Genomic DNA, 19819 nt, shown 5'->3' with positions numbered 1-19819 from the left:
TTGTCCCCACTCCCCATCGTTTCGGTGCTGCCCGAACTCTTTGCCGCCCTCGACCGCCACAACAGCGTGATCCTGCAGGCGCCCCCCGGCGCGGGCAAATCGACCCTGCTGCCGCTGGAGCTGGTACGTCAGAACCGGCTGCCCGGCCGCATCATCATGCTGGAGCCAAGGCGGCTGGCGGCGCGCAATATCGCCAGCTTTCTGGCACGCCAGCTCGGGGAGAAGGTGGGCGAGCGCATCGGCCTGCGGGTGCGCGGCGAGAGCCGCACCAGCTCCGCGACCCGGCTCGAGATCGTCACCGAGGGGGTGCTGACCCGGATGTTGCAGCAGGATCCCGAGCTCGGCGGCGTCTCGCTGGTCATCTTCGATGAGTTCCACGAACGCAGCCTGCACGCCGATACCGCACTGGCCTTCGCCATCGAGAGCCAGCAGGGATTGCGCGATGACCTCAAGCTGCTGGTGATGTCCGCCACTCTGGATGGCATGGCACTGGAAAAGCTGCTGCCGGATGCGCCGGTGATCCGCTCGGAAGGGCGCGGCTTTCCCATCGACTACCACTACCGCCCCGCCAATCGCCAGCAGTGGCTGGAGCCGCAAGTCGGCGCCGTGGTGCTCGAAGCGCTGGCCGGGCAAGATGGCAGCCTGCTGGTCTTCCTGCCGGGACAGGGAGAGATCGAGCGGCTGGCACAGTGGCTGGAAGGACGGCTGCCGGATGATGTGACCCTCGCCCCCCTCTACGGCCGCCTCGACATGGTAGCCCAGCAAGCGGCCATCGAGCCGCCACCTGCGGGCCGCCGTAAGCTGGTGCTCACCACCAATGTGGCGGAGACCTCCCTCACCATCGAAGGAGTCTCTGTCGTGATCGACAGCGGGCTGGAGCGGCGTGCCTCGTTCGATCTGAAAAGCGGCGTCACCCGACTGGAGACCCGCCCCATCGCCAAAGCCTCCGCCACCCAGCGGGCGGGCCGTGCCGGTCGTCTTGGCCCCGGCGTCTGCTACCGGCTCTGGAGCAGCGAGGTGCAGGAGCGGCTCGCCGAGCAGAGTCCGCCCGACATCCTCACTCAGGAGCTGACCGGTCTGCTGCTCGATGCTGCCCAGTGGGGGGCAAAGGTGGAAGATCTGCCGCTGCTCGACATGCCGCCGGCCGCGGCCGTCGCCAGCGCCCAGCGGCTGCTGGTCGCCCTCGGCGCCATGAAGCCGGGGGGTGAGCAACAACTTACCCCGGCTGGCCGCGCCATGGCGGCCTTCGGTACCCATCCCCGGCTCGCCCGCATGCTGCTGCGCGCCCGCGAGCTGGAGGCTGAAGGTCTGACAGGGATTGTCGCCGATGCCACATATCTGGTGGCGTTGCTGGAAGAAGATCTGCGAGGATCGGAGCGCCTCTCGGTGCTGTTCCACCGCCGTCAGGGAGCCCTGCGCCAGAGTGCGGCCCGCTGGTTTGAACGGCTTGGCACTCGCCCGGCCAATCCACAGGGTCAGTGGCTCGGGCTGCTCTGCGCCCTCGCCTGGCCGGATCGCATCGGCAAGCTGCGCAGCGGCAGCCGTTACCAGCTCAGTGGCGGGGTGAGCTGCGATCTGATCGAGGGTCACCCCTGTCAGGGTCAGGGAGCGCTGATTGCGGTGGAGATGGGCCAGAACGAGCGCGGCAGCCGCATCTTTATCGCCGAACCGATAGAGCTGGACGAGCTGGCGCGTCTGTTGCCGGAGCTGGTAAGCGAGCGCCAGTGGTTCGACTGGGACGAGCGCGAGGAGCGGGTGCGAGCCGAACGCCAGCAAGTGATCGGCGAGCTGGTGCTGAGCCAGCGACCGCTGACGGAGCTTTCGGATGAACAGAAGGGGCGCTGCCTGCTGCAGGGCATCCGCCGCAAGGGGCTGCATGTGCTGCCGTGGGACGAGAGCAGCGAAGGGCTGCTGGCCCGTCTGCGCTGCGCACGCGACTGGTTGCCCGATGAGGAGTGGCCAGCCATGGATGACGACAGCCTGCTGGCCACCCTCGAACAGTGGCTGCTGCCTGCGGTGAGCTGCATGACCCGGCTGGAGCAGTTGAAAAAGCTCGATATGAGCGACATCCTGCGCCAATCTCTGCCCTGGCCACTGCCCAAACGGCTGGACGAGGCACTGCCCGGCCACTTCACGGCACCGACCGGCAGCCGGGTACGGATCCGCTATCAGCCGGGGCAGGCCCCGGTGATCCCGGTGCGAATTCAGGAGATGTTCGGTCAGGCGGCAACCCCCTGCGTGGCCGATGGCCGGGTACCACTGGTGGTGGAGCTGCTCTCCCCCGCCCAGCGACCGCTGCAGATCACCGCCGATCTGGCCGCTTTCTGGGCTGGCTCCTACGAGCAGGTGAAAAAAGAGATGAAGGGGCGCTATCCCCGCCACTACTGGCCGGACAATCCGCTGGAGGCGATGCCGACCAGAGTCACCAAGAAGAAGATGGGTATCTAGGTTCGATTGGCCAGGCCCGATCGGACGTTCGCGAATGCGACATAACAAGTAGAAAGGAAAGCAAAGAGGATTTATGGCAACCCAACGACGCAAGCGCGCCCCCAAGAAAGCGCCACCCAAGCGTACCATCTGGCGCAAGCTGTTCTGGCTTGGCTTCAAGCTCTCGCTGGTGGTAGCGGCCTTCATGGTGGTGTTTGGCATCTACCTCGATACCCAGGTGCGCGAGCGATTTGATGGCGAGAAGTGGCAGCTGCCGGTGATGGTCTACAGCCGTCCGCTGGAGCTCTATCCGGGCCAGCGCCTGTCGCGCGACCAGATGCTGCGCGAGCTCAACATGCTGAGCTACAAGCAGGTGCGCCAGCCCCATACCCCGGGTGAATACACCATCATCGGCAACCGCATCGAGCTTATTCGCCGACCATTTGCCTTCTACGATGGCACCGATGGTGCGCGCGGCCTGCGCCTCACCTTCAACGGCCCGCGTCTCGAGGGGATCCAGTCGCTAGAGAACCAGCGCCAGCTCGGTTACGCCCAGATGGACCCGGTGCTGCTCGATCGCCTCAACACCGAGGATCGGGAAGACCGCCTGCTGGTACGCCTCGCCGAGGTGCCGGACAGCCTGCTGGTGACCCTGCTCACCACCGAGGATCGCGACTTCTATCAGCATGGTGGCGTCTCCCCTATCGCCATCATGCGCGCCATGTTTGCCAACCTGATCGCCGGTCGCACCGTGCAGGGCGGGAGTACCCTCACCCAGCAGCTGGCCAAGAACTTCTTCCTGACCCGTGAGCGCAGCCTGTGGCGAAAACTGCAGGAAGCCTACATGGCGGTGCTGATCGACTACCGCTATAGCAAGGACGAGATCCTGGAGTCCTACCTCAACGAGGTCTATCTGGGGCAGAACTTCTCGCAAGGGGTCTATGGCTTCGGCCTCGCCTCCTACTTCTACTTCGGCATTCCGGTCAACGAGCTGGATATTGATCAGGTCGCCCTGCTGGTCGGTCTGGTAAAAGGCCCCTCCTATTACGATCCCTGGCGCTTCCCCGATCGGGCCAAGGTGCGCCGCGATCTGGTACTGAAACTGCTGATGGATCACGGCAGCCTGACCCAGGCCGAATATGATCTGGCCAGCAAGCAGCCGCTCGGCATCATCGCCCGCGGCCAGATGAGCTACGGCCGCACCCCGGCCTTCATGGGACTGCTCAAGCGCGAGATCCAGAGCCGCTTCGGCCCGGAGCTGCTCAAGCAGTCCGGCCTCAAGATCTTCACCAGCCTTGACCCCATCGCCCAGCATGCCGCCGAGCAGGCGGTCGCTTCTGGCCTCGCCGACATCGAAAAACTGCGTGGCAAGAAGAAGCTGGAGGCCGCAATGGTGGTCTCCGACTGGCACAAGGGCGAAGTGGTGGCGCTGGTCGGTGGTCGCGATCCCCGCTACGCCGGCTTCAACCGGGCGCTCGATGCCCGCCGCCAGATCGGTTCGCTGGTGAAACCTGCGGTCTACCTGACTGGCCTCTCCAACGGCCTGACCCTGGCGACCCCCCTCAAAGATCAGCCGATCCGCATTCGCGGTCAGGATGGTCAGGTCTGGACGCCGCAAAACTACGATCGCAAGTTCCGCCAGAGCGTGCCGCTGATGGATGCGCTGGCCAGCTCCCTCAACGTGCCGACCGTCAATCTCGGTCTGCAGGTGGGGCTGGAGAAGGTGGTCGATACCCTGCACAAGCTGGGAGTGCAGCAGGAGATCCAGCCCTATCCGTCGCTGGTGCTGGGGGCCGTTGCGCTCTCACCGATGGAGGTGAACCAGATGTACCTGCCCATCGCCAATCAGGGTCTGACCCAGCCGCTGTCAGCGATCCGCGCCGTGGTCAAAGGGGATGGCAGCCTGCTCTATCAGCATGATCAGACCGCCAAACGGGTTACCGACAGTCAGGCGAGCTGGCTCACCCTGTTCGCCATGACCAAGACGGTGAGTCAGGGGACGGCGCGCTCGCTGGGCGCCAAGTTCCCGGGCGCCACCATGGCGGCCAAGACCGGCACCACCAACGAGCTGCGTGACTCCTGGTTTACCGGGCTCGACAACAACGAGCTGGTCAGTATCTGGGTCGGCCGCGATGACAACACCCCGGCAGGCCTGACCGGCGCCAGCGGCGCCCTGCAGCTCTTTACCGGCTACATGAGCCAGCGCGGCGTCAACAGCCTGAGCCTGCAGATCCCGGAAGGGGTTACCTGGGCCAACTTCTCCCGCGCCAGCGGCACCCGCGTCACCAGCGACTGCCCGGGCAGCCTGCAGGTGCCGGCCAAGGTCTCGACCATGGGCTCACCGACCAGCTGCAGCAGCCCTGGTACGCCACGCAGCGCGCTGGACGACTGGTTCGGCGGATTCTTCAACTGACCGAGGGAGACGGGTAGCCAGGGCTGCCCGTCTCACTATCCCGCTTACAAGGAGTCACCATGAACCAACCGCTGTTTGAGGCCATCCACCACGTTGCCATCATCGCCAGCGATTACGCTCGCTCGCGCCACTTCTATCACGAGGTGCTGGGGCTCCCCATCATTTCGGAGACCCTGCGCGAGGCGCGCCAGTCGTGGAAACTGGATCTGGCCCTGCCGGATGGCAGTCAGCTGGAGCTGTTCAGCTTCCCCATCACCCCCAAGCGCCCCTCTACGCCGGAGGCATGCGGCCTGCGTCATTTGGCCTTTCGGGTGTGCGACCTCGATCGCGTCATCGCCCATCTGCATGCCCACCAAGTCGCAGTGGAACCGGTGCGGGTGGATGAGCTGACCGGCAAGCGCTTCACCTTTTTCGCTGACCCCGACGGCCTGCCGCTGGAGCTCTATGAAGCACCGCGCTGAGTCTGCATCGGCCAAACAAAAAGCCGCCCGGCGAACCGGGCGGCTTTTTTATTTATTGCTGGCGTGTTATCAGGCGGTGGTCAGCATGGCGACAGCCAGTGCCATCACCATCATGCCGGCCCAGCCGATGGGCTTGAGGCGCTCGCGGAAGATGAGCAAGCCACCCAGCGCAGTACCGAGAATACCGATGGCGCCCCAGGTCGCGTAGGCCACGGCCAGGTCGATCTTGCCACCGCTGACCGCCTCGGAGAGCAGGGTAAAGGCCATCAGCACCAGCAGGATGCCGAGGAACCCCCACCTCTTGTAGCGAAAGCCGACCGAGCGGTTGATCGCCATGTTGGCGCCGATATCCAGCAGAGCTGCGCCAAAAACGATAATTAACGGGTGCATACAACCTCCTCGCCATTGCGGGTGTCATCGTGAGCACTTGTCGGCTCATCGTGGCACTCCCCCATGGTCACCATAACAATACCCACTATCGCCAGCCCCAGACCAATCAACTCCTGAGCACTCAGGTTGTAGTCGAGGAACATCACGGAGACGACGGTGATCAGCGCAATCCCCAGCCCCTCCCACAACGCAAAGGCAATACCAATGGAGATTGTTTTGGCGGCTTTGGCCAGTAGCAGATACGAGAGCGAAATCAGCACCCACATCGGCAAATAGTTGAGCCATCCGGCATCGTTCTCGGGGATCATCGCCATACTCGAGGTGCCTGCCACCTCGGTCACTATGGCGCCCGTCAAAAATATTCGAGCTAAAAGCATGCGACTGAATAACATAAAATTTCCTTTTGTTGCTGCGACGGGAGAGATGGTAGCTCGGGCACTCTCTTTGGCGGGAGTCGCTGAGCGTCGACAATATTGACGCTACTCGTTTGCCTTGTCAGTCGGGGGCAGGGTAAGGTGAAGATGGGATCACTGTGTCATATGTCGTAAACCATGAAGCTTTATCAGATAGAACTCTTTGTCGAGTCCGCCAATAGTGGCTCCATCGCCAGCACTGCCCGCCACCGTGGCAAGAGCCGCAGCGCAGTCAGTACCGCCATTGCGGCTCTTGAAGTCGAGCTTGGCGTCGAACTTTTTGAACGCGGTGCCAACCAGAGTCGGCTGACCGAAATCGGCGAGCTGGTGCTGGATGACTGTACCCGCCTGCTGCAGGCCGCCAACAGCCTGCAACAGAAATGCGAGCACTACGCTTCGGGGGCCGAAGTGGCGCTGCGGATCGCCCGCGATGACGCCATTCCCGAGCAGGTATGGCGCGAGATGCTGGCTGGACTGCACAACCAGTTTCCCGGCACCAGCATCTCGCTGGTGCTCGCCTCCCCGCCCGAGCTGCCCGCGCTGGTCGAGGAGGGATTTGTCGATGCCGCTTTCGGCCTCATTACCGAAGATCAGGAGCGCAGCGGCCTCCACATCGATCTGCTCAACCCGATCCGCACCCTGATGGTGGTCGCCCCCAACCACCCGCTGGCGGCGCTGAAACGGGTGGTGCAGCAGGATCTCACCGATCACACTCAGGTCACACTCTCCTATGTGGATGAGTTTTCTGTAAAAAGCCTGCTGCCAGTGGGCGGCAAGCATATTGGTCTCTCCAGCTTCGAGTTAATGCGCAATGCGGTGCTGGACGGCCTTGGCTGGGCGGTGCTCCCCTCGCCCCTCATACAGAGCCAGCTGAGGCAGGGTTCGCTGCTGACCCTGAAACACAAGTTCAGCCTGCAGTGGCGGGATTACGGGGTCTATCTGGCGCAGAATGCCTATCACGGCAAGGCACTGGCCTGGTTGAAGCGCTCAATCCAGACATATCTGGAACCATTCGAATAGATGAAAGTCACGGAGCAAGTTCACGATATGCATTTAAGCTGATGCGTCTACCGAGCATGATCGTGCATACTGTTTACATACTCATTGAACGCCGGAGGCGTAACCGATATGAGCAGTGCCCAAGACAAGGACGACATTTGGCTGGATGACGACATCATCGAACTCGATGACGAAGAGGTCGTAACCCCCAAGGCACTCAACCCCTGGCAGGTGCTGATCGTGGATGATGAGCCCGACATTCATCATGCCACCCGGCTTGCCCTCTCCAATATTCAGTACAAATCCCGCCCGCTCGAACTGCTCAATGCCTACAGTGGTGCTGAAGCCGCCACCATGCTGGAGGCCAATCCCAAAATTGCCCTGATCCTGCTGGATGTGGTGATGGAGACAGAAGACGCCGGCCTGCGACTGGTGCACAGGATCCGCAACGAAATGCATAACTCGCTGGTGCGTATCGTGCTGCGAACCGGCCAGCCCGGGCAGGCACCGGAGCAGCGGGTGATCCTCGATTACGACATCAACGACTACAAGACCAAGACCGAGCTGACGGTACAAAAGCTCTACACCACCGTCATCGCCTCCCTGCGCTCGTATGAAACGCTGAGTGCCATCGACAAGAGCCGGCAAGGTCTTGGCAAGATCCTGGAAGGGGCGGGAGACCTCTACCATCTCCATTCGCTCAAGGAGTTTGCCTCCGGCGTGCTCAAACAGATCAGCGCGATTCTGGACGTCGGCACCGAGGGTGCCATCTGCGCCGAACGCCGCCCGGGCGAGCAGAAACTGGAGATCCTGGCGGCTACCGGTGACTATGAAACCCTGCTGAGTCAGGGTAGTCTCACCGACTTCCCGACCCTCAACGAGTCGGTGACCAAGGCGCTGGCCGCCCGCTGCAACCGCTTTGAACATCCGCAGGACTCGCTCTATATCGCCGCCCAGAATGGTCGCGAGTTCGTGCTGAGCTTTACCCCCACCCAGCCTCTCGATCCTCTCGAGTGCGACCTGCTGGATGTGTTCTGCCAGCGTATCTCCGCCGCCTACGACAACCTCTATCTCTACAACCAGTTGCTGCGTGCCCAGGAGGCGACCGTAGTGGCGCTGGCTGCACTGGCAGAGTTCCGCGACTCGGACACCGGCGAACACGTCTTGCGGGTCCAGAAGCTATCAGATGCCCTGGTGGAAGAGCTGCAGCAGATGGCCGCCTACCCCGAGCAGCTCACCCCAGAGTTTGTCGAGATGATCGGCATGGCCTCCATCCTGCACGATGTGGGCAAGGTGGGCACACCGGACCATATCCTGCACAAGCCGGGACGTTTCGATCCCGACGAGCGGGCCATCATGGAGCAGCATGCCGGCATCGGCGCCAACATACTGCACAAGGCGGGCGAAATGGTGGAAGGTACCAGCTACCTGTCGCTCGGAGCCGAGATTGCCCGTGGCCACCACGAGCATTTTGACGGCAAGGGTTACCCCGAACGGCTGGCTGGCCAGCAGATCCCGCTCTCGGCGCGGATTGTGGCGGTGGTCGATGTGTTCGATGCTCTGCTGAGCAAACGCCCCTACAAGGAGCCCTGGACGCTGGAGCAGACCATGGAGTACATCCAGTCGCGCTCCGGCACCCAGTTTGACCCCCATGTCGTGGCTGCTCTCGCCCGACTGGTCAATGAATCGCGGCTTCCCTACTCACTCTGAATCTCATGCCATACCGGTGAGGCAACCCACCGGTATGGCATGAAAACAGCCAATTTGTTGCGTTTTACGCACACCTACCATCCCCCCGCGATAAACATCCCCTCTCTTTGGCGGCGATATCCGCTGAAATATGGTCATTTAACATCACATCGCTATAATGTCGGCCTGCAAACCCGATATTAAAACCAAGGAAATATCATGAGCCTGAACCTGGTACCGGCCGGCAAGAGCCTGCCCGACGATATCTACGTCATCATCGAAATCCCGCAGAATGCCGACCCGATCAAATACGAAGTCGACAAGGATAGCGGTGCGATTTTCGTGGATCGCTTCATGTCCACCCCGATGTTCTATCCGTGCAACTACGGCTATGTGAACGCGACCCTCTCGCTGGATGGTGACCCCGTCGACGTACTGGTTCCGACCCCCTACCCGCTGCTGGCAGGCTCCGTCATCCGCTGCCGCCCGGTTGGCGTGCTGAAGATGACCGACGAATCTGGCGAAGATGCCAAGATCGTTGCCGTACCGCACTCCAAGCTGACCAAGCAGTACGACCACATCCAGGATGTGAACGATCTGCCGGAACTGCTGAAAGCACAGATCCAGCACTTCTTCGAGCGCTACAAAGAGCTGGAAGCAGGCAAATGGGTCAAGGTGGAAGGTTGGGGCGACAAGGCCGCTGCCGAAGCCGAGATCAAAACCTCTGCCGAGCGTTACGCTGCCAAGTAAGCGCAACCCGCAGATGAAAAAGGCGCCTTATGGCGCCTTTTTAGTGGGTTGTTGCGGCAAATTTTTGGGTGTTTCGCCAGCCGGATCCCCCTGAATATATATTTCACGGCCATCTTGCTGCTGGTAGGGACGGTAGTAATCGCTCCCACAGCGATATCCCCCTTCCTTCTGGCTCACCAGTTCACAATTGACCGGCAGCACCTCCAGCCACTTGATAGCCTGCTGGAAGCGCAACCACTCCTGCCACTCATGTTCGCGCGCCAGCTTGTCGCGCAGGGCAAAGGCATCGATACCGTCATCTCCCTTGCTGACGATGACAGGCCCCGCCACTGCTGGCAGGCTCATCGCCACCAGCCATCCCAAGAGCCACAGCTTCATAACCCCTCCTTGTGACTTTTTTTCACAATTAAATTTAAAGCCACATCAGTCTGTTATCCGGTTCACAAAACGAAACATCGCCAAACTGGCCCCGTCTCACCTAGTTGTTAATTATCATCCCCGGCAGGAAACACCGCCATGAAGCCAATCGCCGCGCTGTTGCTCGCTTTGACCCTCTCTACCACCGCTCATGCCAGCGAGATCCAGATGAGCTGGCAGTGGCAATCGCCGGGCGGCCAGCACCAGCACTTTCAGCTGACCACGGATGATCAGACCCTGGCTGCCAGCCAGCACGAGATGCAACTGCTCGATGCCTCCCTCACCAAGCCGCTGGAGACCCTGTACGCCTACATAGGGCCCAGGCTCTACAACAGCATCAATCTCATCAATCAGTACAGCCCCGAGACCGCCACCAAGTTTCGCTCGCTGGAGCAGGCCTTCACCCTGCACGACGACAGCATGGAGTCACAACTCTTCTGGCAGGCGTACCAGCAGTATCAGGATGACGCCTTCTACCAGATGATGGTGGTGCCCTGCGTGCATCCCTCCAATCGCAAGCTGCCCTGCGTGCGGCCCGACTACTCGCGGCTCTTCTACCACTTCAAGGACTCCCTCAAGCCGCTGGCCCGCCAGTTTGCCGCCAAGGATCTCGCCACCAGCGTCAGCCTGCTGCAGGAGTGGCTGAACGCCATCCCGACCCAGCCTGAACAGATGGATCACTTCGCGCCGCCGCTGCTGGCGCTGCAGGAGAACAAGGCCGACAGCGACGAGAAGGCGCTGCTGATGGCCAGCCTGCTGGCAGAGCTGGCACCGCAATATGTGCTCAGCATCATCTATCCCGATATCAGCATCGGCAGCGTCTCGCCCGCCTGGCTCGCCATCACCGCCGACAGCGGCCTCAAAGGCGATACCCTGATGATCAACAACCAGCGTCAGGTATTGCTGACCGGATCTCCGCTGATGGTGCAGCAGATGGCGCTGGCCAGGATCCCCCTCGTCAGCCAGCCGCTCTACTGAACCCGAGAACTCAGACCAGCTGCCAATTCATTGATTTTTATCGATGTCATGCCATCCTAGCCCACCTCGTCAAACCGACGGGGTGGTGGCACTTCCGAATTGCGATTCTATTTAACACTTTTTAAACAGATCCGATCAGTTTAGGATGAAGCTCGCCCATTCCCTCAATCTGAAACTCGTTATAACATAACAAATGGAGTGTCATCAGGATGAAACATCTCGTACTTACTTTGGCGCTGCTGCCCTGCCTCGCCTTCGCCAGCAACATCAAGGAAGCGAACCCGGTTCCGCTGGTCAATATCAGCGACAAGGGTGAGCTGGTACTCAGCGGCAAGGAGATCAGCTACCAGCCGTGGCAGAGCAAGGCGCTCACCGGCAAGGTCTTCCTGATCCAGCACATCGCCGGTCGCACCAGTGCCAAAGAGCTGAATGCACCGATGATCGAGGCGATCAAGGCGGCTCATCTGCCCCATGACAAGTACCAGACCGTCACCATCATCAACAGCAATGACGCCATCTGGGGTACTTCCGGCTTTGTGAAGAGCAGCGCCGAAGATACCAAGAAAGAGTTCCCCTGGTCCGCACTGGTGCTGGATGCCAAGGGTATGGCGCGCAATGCCTGGGATCTGGCGCCGGAGAGTTCAGCCATCATCCTGCTGGATAAAGAGGGCAAGGTGCTGTTTGCCAAAGATGGCCAGCTCGATGCCAACAACATCGCAACCGTGATGGGGCTCATCAAGTCCCATCTCTAATCAGAGTGAAAGGGCGCTGATGGCGCCCTTTCCATAAGGGTCTATGGGTCGTATCAAGCTGAAAATCTGGATCCTGCTGCTGGGCTGGTTGTTGCTGCAACCCCTGCTCGCCCGCCATCAGCTTGACTCCGCCCTGCCCGGTCACGACAACCACCACTGTCTGGTCTGCGCCCTCCATCTGGATGGCAAACAGGCGATCACCCCTGCCCCATATTGTTACGCTGATAAAACGGCCGACACGCCTTTTGTTGCACTCATGCAACATTCAGCAGATGCCACCCCTCCCCACAGCTACGCAATCCGTGCGCCACCGCTCTCCGCTTTTATCTATCCCTTTGTTTAAGTTCTCTTTTTGTTATTAAAAGGATTCAAGATGAAAGCAGTTACCCTGTTGCTGGCGGTAGCCACCTTTGCCGTGCACGCCAATCACGATGAACACGAAAGTCACAGCCACGGCGCCCACGAACATGGCCACGGCCACCTGAATCTGGTGGTCGATGGCGACCAGCTGATGATCGAGCTGCAAGCCCCCGCCGCCGATCTGGTGGGCTTCGAGCACGCAGCCAAAAGCGATGAAGAGAAGGCGCAATACGCCAGGGCTATCGCCCGCCTCCAGCAGCCTGACACCCTGTTCCGCTTCGACCCGGCCGCCGGCTGCAAGCTGACCCAACAGGAGCTGCAGGCCGCCAAAGAAGAGCACGACCATGACCATGACCATGACCATGACCATAACAAGGCTGCCAGCGGCGAGCATGAACACCACCATGATCATGACGAAGCGGGTCACGCCGATATGGGCGCCATGTATACCTACACCTGCGCTACCCCGGCCAAACTCACCGGTCTTGAAGCGACCCTGTTCAGCGTCTATCCGAGCCTTGAGAAGCTGAGCGTGCAGGGGATCCTGCCCACCGGCCAGACCGCAGCCGAACTGACCCCGTCCGCCAACAAGCTGAGCTGGTAACGCCATGAAAAACGCCGTGGTTGAGATCCGCGATCTGGCCTTTGCCTGGCCGGGTCACGAGGTTGTACTCGACCTGCCCACCCTGACCATTGCAAAGGGCGAGCGGGTCTTTATCAAGGGGCCGTCAGGCTCCGGCAAATCGACGCTGCTCGGCCTGCTGGCCGGGATCCAGACCGCCAACCACGGCACCCTGGAGGTGCTGGGCCAGCCACTGGCCCAGCTCTCTGGTCGCGCCCGTGACCACTTCCGGGCGGCCAATCTCGGTTACATCTTCCAGCAGTTCAACCTGCTGCCGTTTCTCTCGGTGCTGGATAACGTCACCGCTGCGCTCACCTTCTCCCCCGAGAAGCGCAGCCGGCTGCAAGCCTCGCCACAACAGGAGGCGCGCCGCCTGCTGGCAGAACTGCAACTGCCGGACGAAGCGCTGCATCGTCCCGTGCACGCCCTCAGCATCGGCCAGCAGCAGCGGGTCGCTGCGGCACGCGCCCTCATTGGCTCGCCACCGCTGGTGATTGCCGACGAGCCCACCTCGGCCCTCGACACCGACAACCGGGCCGCCTTTATCAAGCTGCTGTTCGAGGAGTGCGACAAGCAGGGTTCTACCCTCATCTTCGTCAGCCACGACCCTCATCTCGAACCCCTGTTCCCGCGGGTGGAGAACCTGCAACAGCTCAACCGGAGGGCATCATGCTGACTCTCGCCCTGCAAAGTCTCTGGGCCCGCCGCCTCACCGCCGGGCTTACCCTGCTGGCCATCGCCATCAGCGTCACCCTGCTGCTCGGGGTGGAGCGGGTGCGCAATCAGGCGCGCGACAGCTTTGCCAATACCGTCTCGGGCACCGATCTCATCGTCGGCGCCCGCTCCGGTCAGGTGAATCTGCTGCTCTACTCGGTGTTTCGCATCGGCAACCCCACCAACAACGTGGGCTGGGACTCCTATCAGGCCATCAAGCAGCGCCCCGGCATCGCCTGGACCATCCCGCTCTCCCTCGGTGACTCCCACAAGGGATTTCGGGTGCTCGGCACCAACGGCGACTACTTCACCCACCTGAAGTACGGCCAGCAGCAGTCGCTGCAGTTGCGCGAGGGGCGACCATTCGACACGCCGTTTGAAGCGGTACTCGGCGCCCAGGTAGCCGAGAAGCTCGGCTATCACCTTGGCCAGTCCATCGTCATCGCCCATGGCGCTGGCAACACCTCGTTCAGCCAGCACGACAACCTGCCGTTTAAGGTGGTGGGCATTCTGGCGCCGACCGGCACGCCCATCGATCGCACCATCCATGTGCCGCTGGCGGGGATCGAGGCGATCCATCTCGGGTGGGATACCGGTCGCCACAGCAAGAACGTCACCCCGGAGCAGGCGCTGGCGCAGGATCTCACCCCGAAAACCATCACCGCCTTTATGGTGGGGTTGAGCAACCGCATTCTGGCGTTCCAGCTGCAACGCACCATCAACACCTATCCCAGAGAGCCGCTGATGGCGATCTTGCCGGGCGCCGCCCTGCAGGAGCTGTGGAGCCTGATGAGCGTGGCGGAAACCGCCTTGTCGGTCATCGCCGGTTTTGTGGTGGTGGCGGGCCTGATCGGCATGCTGACCACCTTGCTCGCCGGGCTTAACGAACGACGCCGCGAGCTCGCCATATTGCGATCCCTCGGTGCCGGCCCTGCCCACCTGTTCCTGTTGCTGGCGCTGGAGGCGATGGCGCTGACCACGGTTGGCATCGCGTTCGGGGTGGCGGTGCTCTACCTCGGGCAGGGGCTTGCTACCCCCTGGCTGCTCAGCCACTATGGCCTGCAACTGAGTCTGGGGCTGCCAAGCGCCTACGAGTGGCAGTTGCTGGGGCTGGTGTGGCTGGCGGGCATGGTGATCGGCCTGCTCCCCGCCGCCCGCGCTTACCGCTACAGCCTGAGCGATGGCATGAGTATTCGCGTCTAGCGAGACGCCCAAAAGAGAAACAGAAGGACAGATGATGAAGTGGAAAATAGTGGCGCTGCTCGCCAGCCTGCTGGCGCTGCCCGCCATGGCCGCAGACGATTACAAGACCATCGACTGGGACGTGCTCATCCCGCAAGGGGAGAAGATCCAGCCGCCCCCGCCGATCAACCATGACGGCAACTTTGCCTCGGTGCCGCAACCTGTGGGTGGCGTGAACAAGAAGCTGAATGAGCAGAATGTACGGCTGCCGGGCTTCGTGGTACCGCTGGAGGGGGATGCCAAGAAGATCACCGCCTTTCTGCTGGTGCCCTACTTTGGCGCCTGCATCCACGTCCCGCCCCCGCCCACCAATCAGGTGGTCTATGTGAGCTACCCCAAGGGGGCGCCGGTGGATGACCTGTGGGACGCCATCTGGGTCAAGGGCAAGATGCGCACCGTCAGCTCCAGCCACGAAATGGCCACCGCCTCCTACGCCATGGATGCGGTGGAGGTGAGCGTTTACGAGGAGTAATCCTCCCTTTGCAAAAAAAGCGGCCTCCACGGAGGCCGCTTTGTTATCTTCAAACCTGGCTTGGAGTAACATTCACCTCCTGCACCAGTGCGAATGGAGTCAGCATGGCCGATCTGCCCCCCCCCAAGAAAGAGAGTTCGATCCTGAGCAGTCAGGAGCAGACTCTGCGTCTGGCACGCAGCCGCGGCATCGACGGCATGCTCACCCGCAACACCGACAGCACCTTCGAACAGCGTGCCACCTTTCGCCATCTGGCGGATCAGGCCGCCCGCCAGCGCAATCTGGAAGCCATCATGGTGATGGCCTCCCGTCATTGTGAAGAGACCGCCGCTGGCGGCGAGATGGACAGCGACTGGCTGACCCGCTTCCTGCAACTGGCGGAAGATATCAGCATGGTGCCGATGCAGCAGCTGTGGGGGCGCATCTTCGCGCTGGAGATCGCCACCCCGGGTCGCTTCTCCATTCGGGCGCTCTCCACCCTGAAGGAGATGACCCAGCGCGAGGCCCAGCTGTTCCAGCGCATCTGCTCCCTCACCTGCCACTATGCGGGCAGTGACGAGCAGCGCCTGCTGCTGGGGCTGCACAAGGGAGCCAGCCTGCTGAGCCGCGCCAAGGCAACCCGGCTGGGGCTCGGCAAATATCGCCTGCCCTACAGCGCCCTGCTGCAACTGTTCGAGCTGGGTCTGCTGCACAAGGGAGAACTGGAGTCCGGCCCGCTGCCCGCCGATGGGGTAGAGCTGGAGTTTGGCAACCAGCGCTGGCGGCTACAGCGCAAACAGAACAACATCACCCTGCTCTACTACCGGCTCACCCCGGTGGGCAACGAGCTGGCCCAGCTGCTCACCGATGCGCCGCTGGATGAGTACCTGCAGGATCTGAAAACCGTGCTGGTGCAGGGGATGCAGATAGAGGTGCAGCAACAACCGAGCGAGCAGCCCCCCTCCACCACCGAGCCCACTCCCGCAAGCCATCCCTGAACCCGTTCCTGAATACCTCGGGGAGGCAAGCCCTCCCTTATTGCGAATAGGGCGATCTGCATTACTCTCATCGTCAAAATGATGTGCAAAATGCAGATCGCCCCCCCCTCACCGCCCCCATTTTTTGCAACTTGCAAAACAAAATCCCCACAACCACGCTCGCCAGCCCTTTAATGACATAAAAATCATTAAAGACAGCGCATGGCCCATCCTTTGCACACACTCTTGATGTAGATCAAACTTTAGCCACCACAGTTCGGGAGCAACGCCATGAGAGTCAATCAACCGGTTACCCAGCGCGAACGCCTCTATCCGGAACACCAGAGCCTCATCTCCACCACGGATCTGGAGAGTCGTATCACCTACGCCAACGACGAGTTCTGCGAGATTGCAGGCTTCACTCCCGACGAACTGGTGGGACAACACCACAATCTGGTGCGCCACCCGGACATGCCGAAACAGGCCTTTGCCGATCTGTGGAACCATATCAAAGAGGGCAAAGTCTGGATGGGGCCGGTGAAGAACCGCTGCAAAAATGGCGACCACTACTGGGTCAGCGCCTTTGTCACCCCCATCAAGGATGGCAATGGCCGGGTCGTCGAGTACCAGTCGGTACGCTCTGCACCGAGTGAAGAGATCAAACAGCGGGCCGAGAAGATCTATGCCGACCTGCGCAATGACAAGCTGCCGCTGGCGCTGAAACTGCCGACCTTCTCCCACACTCTGGCCATCAACCTCTGCCTGCTGCTGAGCCTGGTCGCCATCCTCAGCTTTGGCTACACCCATACCGTGGGCTGGCAACTGACCCTGGCCGCCATTCCGCTGGCCGTGGCCGCCATCACCCTCAACGCCCTCTCCCGTCGCCTCGGCAAGCTCAACAAGATGGCCCGCAGCCGCTTCGACAACCCGCTGATGCAGCTGCTCTACACCAACAAGGTGGACAACATCGCCGCCATCGAGCTCTCGATGGTGATGAATCAGGCCGAGTTCAACGCCGTGCTGGCCCGTACCCAGCAGACCTGCAGCCGGATCCTGCAAGCCGCCGAAGGGGATCTGCGCAACGCCGAATCCATCACCGAGAACCTGCAGCAACAACAGGCAGAGACCAATCAGGTAGCGACCGCCATCACCGAGATGTCCGAGTCCATTCGCGAGGTATCGCAAAGCTCCAGCGACTCCTCCAGCCTGCTGGACGAGACCGCCGATCTGTTCAAGAGCGGCAACGACAGCGTCACCGAAACCGTCGCCGCCGTCGCCGGCATGAACAGCGAACTGACCACCTCCAGAACGGTCATCAGTGCGCTGGTCGGCCACTGCCGCGATATCGACGGCATCCTCGATGTCATCAACAACATCGCCAACCAGACCAACCTGCTGGCCCTCAATGCCGCCATCGAAGCCGCCCGGGCCGGTGAAGCGGGTCGCGGCTTCTCGGTGGTCGCCGACGAGATCCGCTCCCTCGCCATCAAGACCCAATCCTCTACCAGCGAAATCCAGAAGATGATCACCGAACTGCAGAACAGCTCCGGCGAGGCTGAGCAGGCGATGGAGAAGGGTTGCCAACTGGCCGAGAGCTGCCAACAGAAGGCATCGGTCACCGGCACCATCCTGCAGCAAATCAACAACATGCTGCATCAGGTTGCCTCCGGCAGCGGCCAGATTGCCCAGGCGGTGCTGGAACAGTCCCACGTCACCGACGAGATCAACCGCAACGTGCTCAGCATCAAAACCCTGGCCGATGACTCCAGCGTCGGCAGCCAGCACGCCGTCCATGGCATCACCCAGCTGGTGACCCAGCTGAGCGACCTCAACCGTCTGGTACGCCAGTTCCAGAAAGGGGCTCCGGCAACCCAGAGCCGCTACGAGATGCCAGCCGCCCGCGTGGTGCCGGTTCGCTAAGCCAGATACACAAACAATCGCCGCAGAAAAACCATATGGGCCCAAGGGCCCATATGGTTTTTTAATGCCCGCCAACAAGAGGACGATACTCCCGCTTCACCGTCCGATTTTCCCCAGCTCTGATGGACGCATCTGTTGAAAATTCATATCGCCCCCGTAACTGAGTAGTTTGTTGATCTTGCTCAGGAAATTTTCCACATCCACTTTCTTCCGCAGCCCCATTCGGTAACATAGCCGCTTGGCGGCCTCTCGCAGGAGTCAGCCATGAGCCAAGCCATTACCAAAACGCAGGTAACAAGCAGCAGACTGGAGGCTGGAATTCAGGGGCGGTAGCGTGGTTTTTGCAGGTTGGTACAGAGCGTAGCGAAGCCCAACAGACGAGCATGATCACCTCAACCAGAGCGGGATAAAGATGGATTGGGTCGATCGAGAACACAAACTTTTAGATACGTTCCTCGGTAAACGTTGGGCTTCACTTCGTTCAGCACCAACCTACGATTTTTAGCCCAACATACGAGATACAATTTTTGGCCCAACATACTAGATGTATTTGCACACAGTATGGATGCTAGTGGAGCCCCATATTGGATATGGAGGAAATAAGACCATTTATCCTACAGTTAATGCAAGAAACATTGATAAAACATATTGAAAGTATGGATAACTACATTGATGTGATACAAAAAAAATTGGCAGGATATGTGGAACAGCCGCATGTTTCTATGTAGAAACATTCCGTATAATAAATTGTTAACTATTTTTGTTTTATCAATATAGTCAATTGAGGTTGTATGACGGACTTATCTCAGCTAACAAAGAAGTCCATGGGCGAGCCAGTGGCTCCAACATTTACGGACAATGAGCTAAAAGTTAAACGAAACATTTTAGTGTTAAGTGCAATTTCACTTTTGATCATTTTTGGTTTGAAGTCTACGCCAGATACAGAGGAAAGTGTAACCTTCACGTTGTTCTTTATCAGGTCTTCGCATATCGACTTTGACTTCGTATTTATGATGCTGTTGGTGAGCTTAGTGTATTTACTTTCTAATTATGGTTGGCTTTGCACGGAGTATATCGCTAAGTGGAAAATTCGGGTTTCGGGTACAAAAAATCCGATAAGTAAGCCAAGTCAGAGTGAAAGGTTTTGTAGCAACGTTACTAGTCAACATCCTTATAAGGATCACAATGATAGTGCTGAGCAATCAAACTTATACTCATATTTGCAGATTCATCAGTTGTATTCGGATGCGTTCATAGATATCAAAATCAGCGAAGATGAGATGAAAAATTGCCAAGAGAAAGCGCGGTTAATGGTTGGCATTAGCAAAGAGGAAGCAGACCAAGGTGGACGAGGCTATGCTATTACGAATACAGATAAAGACTATTGGCACGCTCTTCTGGTTGATATGAGAGTTACTCGAGAGTTAATACAGCAATACAAAAAAGCAATGGATTCTCCTTATTTGATTGAGTCGATAAAAAGGTTTGACGAGAATTTTTTATTCTTCCAAAACAGCCAATATCGTAGGCACTTTATCATGGAGTTGCTCCCAACATTTTGGGTCGGATTTATAGCTTTGTTCAGCCTAGTAATGAAGATCTGGTTCACCCCCAATCTATTTGTTTCGATTACTTTTGCATTGTGCGTAACTACTTTTGTGCTTTATATCCTGAATCAGCACCACAAAAAAAACAGTTAACAAACTGTTTAAGAGTGATTCGCAACACGTGGCATTTTTACTATGCGGTGGTTTTAGTGGTTAAGGTGGTATGCGGGAGCTTCGGTATTGCGTTGCTCACACCTTAACAGGGCGTTAAGGCTCGGTATAAGATACGAGATAAGA

General features: G+C 59.6%; 19 protein-coding genes. 16 read left to right on the top strand and 3 right to left on the bottom strand.

What is annotated here, in order from left to right; all coding sequences use genetic code 11:
* The 3 genes from hrpB (at position 1) to AAHA41_RS19470 (ending at position 5301) form a co-directional block, all read left to right on the top strand.
* Positions 1 to 2448, top strand: a complete 2448-nt coding sequence (gene hrpB, locus AAHA41_RS19480) for an ATP-dependent helicase HrpB (RefSeq protein WP_323070550.1) — start codon at positions 1 to 3, stop codon at positions 2446 to 2448.
* A 73-nt stretch (positions 2449 to 2521) separates the two neighbouring features.
* Positions 2522 to 4840: a penicillin-binding protein 1B gene (gene mrcB / locus AAHA41_RS19475; protein ID WP_323070549.1), complete on the top strand. Its 2319-nt coding sequence runs from the start codon at positions 2522 to 2524 to the stop codon at positions 4838 to 4840.
* A 59-nt stretch (positions 4841 to 4899) separates the two neighbouring features.
* Positions 4900 to 5301 (top strand): VOC family protein, encoded by a 402-nt coding sequence (locus tag AAHA41_RS19470; RefSeq protein ID WP_323070548.1) that lies wholly within the window; start codon positions 4900 to 4902, stop codon positions 5299 to 5301.
* A gap of 69 nt (positions 5302 to 5370) precedes the next feature.
* Here AAHA41_RS19470 and AAHA41_RS19465 read toward each other — a convergent pair whose 3' ends face one another.
* Both AAHA41_RS19465 and AAHA41_RS19460 read right to left on the bottom strand, forming a co-directional pair.
* On the bottom strand, positions 5371 to 5691 hold the full coding sequence (locus AAHA41_RS19465) for an SMR family transporter (protein WP_033113059.1): 321 nt from the start codon (positions 5689 to 5691) through the stop codon (positions 5371 to 5373).
* On the bottom strand, positions 5679 to 6083 hold the full coding sequence (locus AAHA41_RS19460; RefSeq protein WP_082035428.1) for an SMR family transporter: 405 nt from the start codon (positions 6081 to 6083) through the stop codon (positions 5679 to 5681). The genes AAHA41_RS19465 and AAHA41_RS19460 overlap by 13 nt, the downstream gene beginning before the upstream one ends.
* Before the next feature lie 159 nt (positions 6084 to 6242).
* Here AAHA41_RS19460 and AAHA41_RS19455 point away from each other — a divergent pair, with 159 nt between their 5' ends.
* From AAHA41_RS19455 to ppa, 3 genes are all read left to right on the top strand, one after another.
* Positions 6243 to 7124: a LysR family transcriptional regulator gene (locus AAHA41_RS19455; RefSeq protein WP_323070547.1), complete on the top strand. Its 882-nt coding sequence runs from the start codon at positions 6243 to 6245 to the stop codon at positions 7122 to 7124.
* Between the two features lie 108 nt (positions 7125 to 7232).
* The gene (locus tag AAHA41_RS19450) at positions 7233 to 8813 is read left to right on the top strand and encodes a DUF3369 domain-containing protein (RefSeq protein WP_041210233.1); all 1581 of its coding nucleotides are present in this window, start codon (positions 7233 to 7235) and stop codon (positions 8811 to 8813) included.
* A gap of 198 nt (positions 8814 to 9011) precedes the next feature.
* On the top strand, positions 9012 to 9542 hold the full coding sequence (ppa, locus tag AAHA41_RS19445; RefSeq protein WP_005335667.1) for an inorganic diphosphatase: 531 nt from the start codon (positions 9012 to 9014) through the stop codon (positions 9540 to 9542).
* 27 nt (positions 9543 to 9569) lie between these two features.
* Here the strand turns inward: ppa and AAHA41_RS19440 are convergent, their stop codons facing one another.
* A complete protein-coding gene (locus AAHA41_RS19440) occupies positions 9570 to 9920 on the bottom strand; it encodes a hypothetical protein (RefSeq protein WP_323070546.1) in 351 nt (116 codons plus the stop codon).
* Between the two features lie 138 nt (positions 9921 to 10058).
* Here AAHA41_RS19440 and AAHA41_RS19435 point away from each other — a divergent pair, with 138 nt between their 5' ends.
* From AAHA41_RS19435 to AAHA41_RS19390, 10 genes are all read left to right on the top strand, one after another.
* The gene (locus tag AAHA41_RS19435) at positions 10059 to 10937 is read left to right on the top strand and encodes a hypothetical protein (protein ID WP_201967726.1); all 879 of its coding nucleotides are present in this window, start codon (positions 10059 to 10061) and stop codon (positions 10935 to 10937) included.
* A 209-nt stretch (positions 10938 to 11146) separates the two neighbouring features.
* Positions 11147 to 11689 carry a YtfJ family protein gene (locus tag AAHA41_RS19430; protein ID WP_041210236.1) on the top strand — a complete coding sequence of 181 codons (543 nt, stop codon included), beginning with the start codon at positions 11147 to 11149 and terminating at the stop codon, positions 11687 to 11689.
* 43 nt (positions 11690 to 11732) lie between these two features.
* Positions 11733 to 12032 (top strand): hypothetical protein, encoded by a 300-nt coding sequence (locus tag AAHA41_RS19425; RefSeq protein ID WP_323070545.1) that lies wholly within the window; start codon positions 11733 to 11735, stop codon positions 12030 to 12032.
* A gap of 30 nt (positions 12033 to 12062) precedes the next feature.
* Positions 12063 to 12653: a DUF2796 domain-containing protein gene (locus AAHA41_RS19420; protein ID WP_323070544.1), complete on the top strand. Its 591-nt coding sequence runs from the start codon at positions 12063 to 12065 to the stop codon at positions 12651 to 12653.
* A gap of 4 nt (positions 12654 to 12657) precedes the next feature.
* A complete protein-coding gene (locus tag AAHA41_RS19415; RefSeq protein ID WP_041210239.1) occupies positions 12658 to 13347 on the top strand; it encodes an ABC transporter ATP-binding protein in 690 nt (229 codons plus the stop codon).
* Entirely contained in the window at positions 13341 to 14588 is a 1248-nt protein-coding gene (locus tag AAHA41_RS19410; RefSeq protein ID WP_201909092.1) for an ABC transporter permease, read from the top strand. Before AAHA41_RS19415 ends, AAHA41_RS19410 begins: the two co-directional genes overlap by 7 nt.
* A 31-nt stretch (positions 14589 to 14619) precedes the next feature.
* Positions 14620 to 15099, top strand: coding sequence for a DUF3299 domain-containing protein (locus AAHA41_RS19405; protein ID WP_041210241.1), 480 nt, complete (start codon positions 14620 to 14622; stop codon positions 15097 to 15099).
* 104 nt (positions 15100 to 15203) lie between these two features.
* Positions 15204 to 16076 carry a TIGR03899 family protein gene (locus tag AAHA41_RS19400; RefSeq protein ID WP_323070543.1) on the top strand — a complete coding sequence of 291 codons (873 nt, stop codon included), beginning with the start codon at positions 15204 to 15206 and terminating at the stop codon, positions 16074 to 16076.
* A gap of 270 nt (positions 16077 to 16346) precedes the next feature.
* Positions 16347 to 17975 carry a PAS domain-containing methyl-accepting chemotaxis protein gene (locus AAHA41_RS19395; protein ID WP_323071540.1) on the top strand — a complete coding sequence of 543 codons (1629 nt, stop codon included), beginning with the start codon at positions 16347 to 16349 and terminating at the stop codon, positions 17973 to 17975.
* A 791-nt stretch (positions 17976 to 18766) separates the two neighbouring features.
* On the top strand, positions 18767 to 19675 hold the full coding sequence (locus AAHA41_RS19390; RefSeq protein ID WP_323071542.1) for a hypothetical protein: 909 nt from the start codon (positions 18767 to 18769) through the stop codon (positions 19673 to 19675).
* Positions 19676 to 19819: the final 144 nt, after the last annotated feature.

Origin of the sequence: Aeromonas sp. SER (genome assembly GCF_038739615.1) — a bacterium.
Taxonomy (GTDB): domain Bacteria; phylum Pseudomonadota; class Gammaproteobacteria; order Enterobacterales; family Aeromonadaceae; genus Aeromonas; species Aeromonas jandaei.
This window is presented reverse-complemented; position numbering and strand designations above follow the sequence as displayed.